Raw genomic sequence first — 7254 nt, 5'->3', positions numbered from 1 at the left:
ACCGGAGCGCCAAACCCTTCGTCTGGACCAAGCCGGCTACCGACATCCTCGCCGCCGTCAGCCGATCCCCTGAACCATCTGTCTGAGTCAGTGCACTAGGACACGCATCGCCGACGCGCCGCCGGTTTGGCGCGTCGGCGAACCTGTACGGGTCTCGACGTCAAAGGAAGCTTGGAATGATCCGTCGCCGGTGGCAACTGGCTATGCTCCCGATCATCTTCGCGGCGGGAACGGGCGACTTCCTATACTTCCTATCATGCGCGCCTAGCGCCGCTCAGGAGCGAGAGAGCAAGCCGCTGCAGGAGTCGATCGCCGAGGTCGAGCGGCAGGTGGACGCCATCGAGGAGGAGGCGATCGCGGCAATCCCGTCGCTGCTGGCGGGCAGTTCCCAGCAGTTGCCCGCGCTCGGTAAAATGCTGTTCTTCGACAAGAACCTGTCCGTCAACCGCAACGAAGCCTGCGCCTTCTGCCACATGCCGCAGACTGGCTTCCAGGGCGCCATTGAGAGCATCAATCTGGGCGGCGTCGCCCAGCCCGGGTCGGTCCGGTCAAGGTTCAGTCTGCGCAAACCGCCCAGCACCGCCTACGCCGCCTTCTCGCCGCCGCTGTTCTACGCGGACAAGCCCGGCGAGGCGAAGTGCAGCCACTGCTTCATCGGCGGCAACTTCTGGGATCTGCGCGCGACTGGGCTCCGGCTGCGCAGTCCGACCGCCATGCAGGCGCAGGGCTCGCCTTTGAATCCGACGGAGATGGCCCTCCGCGATCCGGCCTGCGTCGTCCATCGGATCTCGCAGAGGCCCTATAGAAAAATCTTCGAGACTGTGTGGGGGCCGCGGTCGTTCGGGATCGCGTGGCCGTCCGACGTCGAGACGATCTGCAAAGAACCGAACAATGCTCCCGCCACGGCGATCGGTTCGGAGACGCCGGGACCCAACAACACGCCGTTGGTCGTGGATCTGCGTCCGGAAGACCGGGCACGCGTCCAATCGACGTTCGACCAGATGGCGGAAGCGATCGCCGCCTACGAGGGCTCGCCCGAGGTGAGCGGGTTCTCGTCGAAGTTTGACGCCTTCCTCGCCGGGACGGCTCAACTCACGGACGCGGAGCGGCGCGGCTACGAGCTGTTCAACGGTCAGGCGAAGTGCAAGGACTGCCACGTCGATCCGCCAGGCGATCGTCACCCGCTCTTCACCGACAACACGACGGCCAACCTTGGCGTGCCGCGAAACCCCGACCTGTTCTTCTACCACGAGACCGGTCCCGACGCGTTCGGCTACGTGTCCAATCCGCAGGGTGAGGCATTCGTGGACAAGGGAGTCGGCGACTTCTTGCGGAGCCCGGAGGCGGCGAACGAAGCCTGGAAGGCGCTCGCACCGCATTTCGACGGGCGGATGCGGGTGATGACGCTGCGGAACGTCGACAAGCGTCCGCGGCCCGACTTCGTGAAGGCTTACATGCACAACGGCTACTTCAAGAGCCTGAAGGCAGTGGTTCACTTCTACAACACCCGCGATGCCCTTCCTCGCTGCGAAGGGAAGGATCCGGGGGAGGGCGTGTCGTGCTGGCCGGCGCCTGAAAACCCTGAGAACCTCAGCACGAACTGCTGCAATCTCGGCCTGAGCAACGCGCAGGAGGACGACGTCGTCGCCTTCCTCGGAACCTTGAGCGACGGTTATGAGACGACCATGTCGCCGCTGTCACCATCGACGCGACCTGGCAGATAGATCATGTCCCAAGGGGGATAAGCTGTTCTCAACCGGAGATGTACCGGAGAGGCCTGCCCGCGTGAATCATGCGCGAGAAAGACTGAGATGATCCTGAAAGGGGTAGTCGAGAGGCGTCAACTCTGAGGATTACTGTTCAGAAAATCGATCAATAGTTTATCGACTCTATCGCCGGCCTCGAGTTGCGGCCAATGCCCGATGCCATCGAGCTCAACGAACCCACGCAGATCGGTCAGGATCCGCTCGAGCATCTCTCGAGTGACCTTCCTAAATTTGACGTTTCCGTCGGCACCGCCGACGACCAGGAAGGTCGGCTGGCGAAGCACGGCACCCTGTAGAAAGCCGGACTGGTCAAAAAACGGTTCGAGGGCTCGATAATAGTTGAGGGCGCTGCGGAAGCCGGTGCGATCGAAAGCAGCCACCAGTGCTTTTCCGTCTTCCGGATCGATGAAGGCGGGCATGCCCACCGGAGATGGTCGAGTCGGACTGCGCTTGGGATCCATGGGATCGAAGCTCTGCTCGGTGGGTGCAAGTCCGGAAGTCCAATAGAACATCCCTGGGATCGTGACGGCCGCGTTGGCCCATGCGGCATCGGCCTCCGACGCGATGAACCGGAACATGTAGTAGTCGGTGAGCTCCTTCGCGCGCAGTTGGGCCAGGATGTTCCCGCCTGTGACGCTCGTGGGCGGGACGTTGATCCCGAAGACACTGACGAACAGGTCCGGTCGGAGAAAAGCAGCGAGCCAGCCGACGAGCGCGCCGAAGTCGTGGACGACGAGATGGGCCTGCCGGAGGTTTAGAGCGTTGCAAAGCCCAACGAGATCTCCTGCCACGGTGAACAAGGAGTACTGCGCCACCCCGTCGGGCCTCGAGCTATTGCCGTAGCCGCGCATGTCGAAAGCGATCGCCCGGTATCCCGCCTCTGCGACTGCGCGCATCTGCCGTCGCCACCCTCGCCAGCCATCCGGAAAGCCATGGCAAAACAGTACGGCCGGTCCTTCGCCTTGTTCCACCACGTGGAGCGTGACGCCGTTTACGTTGACTGCACGGATGCCATAGCTAAAATCCGACATCTTAAGCCATCCTCGATCAGCGATGCAGTCCGACGTCAAGTCTGTGTGATAGTCTTAAGTATCTTTCCGAATGATTTGATATCGGGGCCGAGCAGGCGTTAGGGATTTCCGGCACTTTACGGCGTATCCAAATCTGATTAATGGCCGCGACGTCTCCAATATGTCGGCTGCTGTTCTGCAAATTACAGGCGCGGTTGAATTTATGAGGAGCAGATTTCCGGCATCGATAGATCGTTATGGCTGCCGATTTCGACCGGCGACATAATAGAATTCTATGATATCGGCTCCGAACGGTCTGCGATAAAATTGGTCCGACGTCTGTCGATAAATTATTCCTATCAAGGCGACTTGGAGGCCTCGCTCGTTTCGTTCAGCCACATGTCCAGCGCGCCTCGCGCGATGGCCTCGCGCGTATGCCGATAGCCGAGTTCGGCGGCCGCCTCGAAGCTCGACCAATCACGCAGATCAATTCCAGCCAGCGGCGGCTTCAACACCACCGTGGCGTGGTCGAGCGCCATCAGGGTCTGCGCATGTCCCGACACTGTCGCAGCGCGCAGCAGGAGCGGGGTCAAAGCCGGCATCTCGCTTGGGATCCGAAGCCAGCGGCGCATCAGGCGCCCGCGCCAGCTTAGCTTCGGGAGGCCGTGGAAGGCCAGATCGCTGCCGACGTCGATGGCCAGGACCGTCCCACGTTCCATATTTGCCATCACGTCGGCCGGCAGATTGTTCATCATGCCGCCATCGACGAGAATTCCCTCGTCCGTGCAGACCGGCGGCAACAGACCTGGAATGGCGACGCTGGCGCGCAGCGCCTCCGTCAGCCTGCCGCTGCGATGGACCATGATCTCGCCGGTCGTCAGGTTGGAGGACACGCAAAAGAACGGCTTCCAGAGATCCTCAATACGCGTATCACCGAAGTGCCCCTCCAGCCACGCGTCGACCTTCGAACCGCGGGTCAGCGCGACATAGGGCAACGTATAGTCGTTGATCGGATTACGCCCGGCCAAGCCTCGCGATGCCCAGTCACGTACACGTTCCACGCCGAACCCGGTGGCGAAACTGGCGGCCACCACTGCTCCATGCTCGTGCCGCCGACGAAGTCGACCGTGTAGCCCGCCTCGTCCAGCGCTTGGAGCGCTCCGACATGGGCGAGGCCTCGTACGCCACCGCCGCCCAGGACCAGGCCTCGGGCGGAGCGGGTCGCGAGCCGCGCCAAGCGGTTCCGATCGCCGGCATCGTTCCTCCGTAGGTGGAATCGCATCGACACCGGTAGCCCATCGACCTCCGGATGCACGGAGCGTGGCAGCGTCGACCCGCCGCTCTGCAGGACGACGAGATCTCGTCGGATCCATGGAGAGGGGATGTTCGCGAGGGCATCCGCCAGTCCCGGCAGAAGAGGCTCGCCCGGTTCTGCCAAAAGCAGCACATGCTCGGCTTGGTGGAGAACGAGCCGACTGCGCGGACGATCCGTGGCGGTCTCGACGAGGATCGTGCGGGCATGCGCCTTCTCGATCCTATGCAACCAGTCCGGGTCCGCTTCGTCCGGCCACTCGGCCACGCAACCTGTCGCCCCCGGCAGGAGCTTGTCGAACGTACGTGCCAGAGCGCGCCCGAACTCGGTTGCACATGGCCCCCTGGTCGCGGCCAGCACGGCGAAGGTTCGTGGCGCATAGGTGAAGAAGCGTCCCTCGTCGGCAGTCCGCAGACGTTCGGCGAGAAGCTTGGTCAGGTAGCGCAACGTCCGGGGGTGGCTCTCGACGATGTCTAGGAGGTCATGCCGGCACAGGCGGAGTAGATGGGTGTCACGCAGGGCGTCGGCCGTTGCCGAGCGCGGTCCGGCTGCGAGGACTGCCATCTCGCCAAACGTTTCGGGAAAGCGAAGCCGTGCGATCCGTCGGACGACGCCTGTACGAGGATCCACCGCCGAGATGCCGACGCTGCCGGTCACGATCGTATAGAGCGCATCACCGTCCTCGCCTTGCCTGAAGATCCGCTCTCCGCCGCGAACGGTCAGGGACACCATCCGCCGGCGGATCGCAGCTGCCGTGTCGGATTCCAGGCCCTCGAGCAAGGGGATATCAAACGGGGTCATGCGGAGGTCCGATGCACGGATCGAACGAACAAGCTCACCGCGTCGGCATCCATTCGGAGATTAGATAACCAAACAAACCACGGCTGCAACTCAGATATACCTCGGTATAATTGCAGCTGCAGCCGGACGCTCTAAGTCCAGGCCTATGTGTGAGGTGCGGCATACGAGGGAGCTCCTACCGGTTCGTATAAGACATGGCCGCCAGTGTGCATTGCGCGGTTTTATCAAAGATGAAGGCACGCCCGGCTTTTCGACAGCCGTCGGGAAGCTCCGTAGGGGGCGCCGTCTAACCCCGCTTCTGCATTCCACCGATCGTCTTCCATTCGAGTGTATCGATTATCGCGGCTGCACTCTTTGGAACGCGCAACATCAACGAAATGGAGGCCTATAGTGCACTTGGAACGAATCCCGCTCGCAGCTCTGATGCTCCTTGGCGCATCCGTGCCCGCTATGGCGCAGGCGGACCTGACCGGAACGGGTGCTGGTCCACTCTCGACGCAGACCGCGCCCAACACGACGGCTGTCGGCGTTACGAAGCCCCCGAGCCGCGATGCGAGCCCGACGTGGCGCGACAACCCGGATCGCCGCTCCCGCATGGAACTGGAGAACGACAAGATCGAAAACGGCATCTGCATCGGCTGCGGGCCGAAATAGTGGCCACCGGTCGTCGACGGATGCTGTGATGGCGACCGCCTCCAATCCGGGTAATTGAAGGGCCGGCTGCATCCGCCACCGATTGACGGATGACAGAGGAATGCAAACCGATGGCGAACTCTGACAATCAGGAGATCGAGAGGTACCGCGCCGAAATCGCCCGGGCATTCAGGGCGCTCGGCGGGGCAATGGAAGTGATGCAGGCGAACCTGTTCATTACCCGTGCTCTGATTGACCTGCTGCAGGCACGCGATCTGTTGCAGATTGTGGAGGTGCGGGAGCGGGCCTTGGTCCTGGCGGAGTCGACGGGCGTGACGCCTCGGACCATCGAGGCACTGCGAGAGCTGCTGGACGAGAACGGCTTGGCGGTGCCGCAGGTCCTCCAGTAGTGCGAAGGGCCGCCGACTCGCGCTCCACAGCGGGGCCCCAGGTAGATAGATCGACTACCAGTCCGTCGTGGGCGGGCCACGGCAGTACATACGGCGGCGGCCCCGGTCGGACACCGTGTTCGGGCGGAGGCTGAGGTTGCAGGCGTGGCTGGTCGTCAGATCCGATACCGTGTCGTGGCTTGGGATGGAGCCGGACAGATCGGAGCTCGAACGCTCGAGCGGATGGTCGTCGACCTGGAGCGGCTCGGCAACCGCCTCGCAGCCGGAAGGCCTGCCGCCTTGGGCTGCCTATAGCTTCGAACCACGGGTGGGTCGAGCGATCCGTTGAGATAACGGTTGCGGCCCGTGCTCGAATTATACTTTTACATGATTTGCCGGATCTGGTGCTGCCCTAAAGTGTCCTAGTCACCGATCATTCCCATCGCCGAGCGGCCTAGGGAACCCGAAGGCAAAGGAAGTTGTCATGGGCAGTTTGAGCATGTGGCATTGGGCCATCGTCATGGCCCTCGTGTTCCTGCTGTTTGGCGGCGGCAAAATCTCCGCTCTCATGGAGGACGTGGCCAAAGGCATCAAGTCGTTCAAGAAAGGTCTCGCTGACGATGAGAATACAGCTCCTGTGACACAGGCCACCGCGATCACGAAGATCGACGCAACACGCGTTACTTCACACGAGTGAGATTCTGCGAGGAACGAGATCCAAGGATTATCGAAAATGAAGCTCTTGGCTATAGGCGCACTCATGGCGTTCGCGACCCCTCTTGATGCGGTGGCCCAGGACCAAGACGTTCCGATCCGACGCGATCTCGAGCGCACGCAACGGATCGAGCAGCGCCTAAACCGTGATCGTGCGCCCGCGATCGATCCGAACGTAACGCCGGACAACCCGGACGGCGTCGTCGGCTGGGACGGTCCGCCCTTCAACTACGGCGACCCCGGCGTCCTCGGCGGCGGCCCGCTGCCGCCGGGATCGCCTGCGGATATCGACGAGGATTGATCTTACTGTTCTTCGCATCTGCCCCAGCGCTGCAGAAGGAGACCGTCGGATGCACGAGATGACGATCGACAAGACGGACACGACGTCGTTTCACATGGAGGGCAAGTGTCCGTTCGGCGGCGACCGGATCGGCGGCGCCCACGGCAACCGGCCGACGCTGGAGAACTGGTACCCCCATCGCCTGCGGGTGGAAGTGCTCCACCAGAACGGGCTGGCGGCCGATCCCCTCGGCCCGGATTTCGACTACGCGGCCGAGTTCGCCAAGATCGACTTCGACGCGCTCAAGCGCGACATCAAGCAGTTCCTGACCTCGTCGGTGGAGTGGTGG

The 7254-nt window shown here is 62.6% G+C and carries 8 protein-coding genes and 1 pseudogene; 6 read left to right on the top strand and 3 right to left on the bottom strand.

Annotated features, from left to right (window positions below):
• The first annotated feature begins 203 nt into the window (after positions 1-203).
• A complete protein-coding gene (locus tag ASG32_RS28225) occupies positions 204-1724 on the top strand; it encodes a cytochrome c peroxidase (protein ID WP_056532910.1) in 1521 nt (506 codons plus the stop codon).
• A 116-nt stretch (positions 1725-1840) separates the two neighbouring features.
• Here the strand turns inward: ASG32_RS28225 and ASG32_RS28220 are convergent, their stop codons facing one another.
• From ASG32_RS28220 to ASG32_RS35840, 3 genes are all read right to left on the bottom strand, one after another.
• Entirely contained in the window at positions 1841-2797 is a 957-nt protein-coding gene (locus tag ASG32_RS28220; protein WP_056532908.1) for an alpha/beta hydrolase, read from the bottom strand.
• A gap of 338 nt (positions 2798-3135) precedes the next feature.
• Positions 3136-3837, bottom strand: a complete 702-nt coding sequence (locus tag ASG32_RS35845) for a patatin-like phospholipase family protein (RefSeq protein WP_348271905.1) — start codon at positions 3835-3837, stop codon at positions 3136-3138.
• A complete protein-coding gene (locus ASG32_RS35840) occupies positions 3753-4889 on the bottom strand; it encodes a cyclic nucleotide-binding and patatin-like phospholipase domain-containing protein (RefSeq protein ID WP_348271904.1) in 1137 nt (378 codons plus the stop codon). The genes ASG32_RS35845 and ASG32_RS35840 overlap by 85 nt, the downstream gene beginning before the upstream one ends.
• 450 nt (positions 4890-5339) lie before the next feature.
• On the opposite strand from ASG32_RS35840, the gene ASG32_RS28210 reads away from it, so the two are divergent.
• The 5 genes and pseudogenes from ASG32_RS28210 to ASG32_RS28190 form a co-directional block, all read left to right on the top strand.
• On the top strand, positions 5340-5543 hold the full coding sequence (locus ASG32_RS28210) for a hypothetical protein (RefSeq protein ID WP_244492268.1): 204 nt from the start codon (positions 5340-5342) through the stop codon (positions 5541-5543).
• Between the two features lie 110 nt (positions 5544-5653).
• The gene (locus ASG32_RS28205; RefSeq protein ID WP_056532901.1) at positions 5654-5932 is read left to right on the top strand and encodes a hypothetical protein; all 279 of its coding nucleotides are present in this window, start codon (positions 5654-5656) and stop codon (positions 5930-5932) included.
• A gap of 463 nt (positions 5933-6395) precedes the next feature.
• Positions 6396-6608 (top strand): twin-arginine translocase TatA/TatE family subunit, encoded by a 213-nt coding sequence (locus tag ASG32_RS28200; RefSeq protein WP_056532898.1) that lies wholly within the window; start codon positions 6396-6398, stop codon positions 6606-6608.
• 36 nt (positions 6609-6644) lie between these two features.
• Positions 6645-6926 carry a hypothetical protein gene (locus tag ASG32_RS28195; protein WP_056532895.1) on the top strand — a complete coding sequence of 94 codons (282 nt, stop codon included), beginning with the start codon at positions 6645-6647 and terminating at the stop codon, positions 6924-6926.
• Between the two features lie 49 nt (positions 6927-6975).
• Positions 6976-7254 (top strand): annotated as a pseudogene (locus ASG32_RS28190) (catalase-peroxidase); the annotation flags it as partial.

This window comes from Methylobacterium sp. Leaf361 (assembly GCF_001424445.1).
Classification (GTDB): domain Bacteria; phylum Pseudomonadota; class Alphaproteobacteria; order Rhizobiales; family Beijerinckiaceae; genus Methylobacterium.
This window is presented reverse-complemented; position numbering and strand designations above follow the sequence as displayed.

Bases quoted from the DNA above. Each gene is read 5' to 3' on its own strand.
- ASG32_RS28225 (WP_056532910.1), top strand. From the start codon at position 204: ATGCTCCCGATCATCTTCGCGGCGGGAACGGGCGACTTCCTATACTTC.
- ASG32_RS28220 (WP_056532908.1), bottom strand. From the start codon at position 2,797: ATGTCGGATTTTAGCTATGGCATCCGTGCAGTCAACGTAAACGGCGTC.
- ASG32_RS35840 (WP_348271904.1), bottom strand. From the start codon at position 4,889: ATGACCCCGTTTGATATCCCCTTGCTCGAGGGCCTGGAATCCGACACG.
- ASG32_RS28210 (WP_244492268.1), top strand. From the start codon at position 5,340: ATGGCGCAGGCGGACCTGACCGGAACGGGTGCTGGTCCACTCTCGACG.
- ASG32_RS28205 (WP_056532901.1), top strand. From the start codon at position 5,654: ATGGCGAACTCTGACAATCAGGAGATCGAGAGGTACCGCGCCGAAATC.
- ASG32_RS28200 (WP_056532898.1), top strand. From the start codon at position 6,396: ATGGGCAGTTTGAGCATGTGGCATTGGGCCATCGTCATGGCCCTCGTG.
- ASG32_RS28195 (WP_056532895.1), top strand. From the start codon at position 6,645: ATGAAGCTCTTGGCTATAGGCGCACTCATGGCGTTCGCGACCCCTCTT.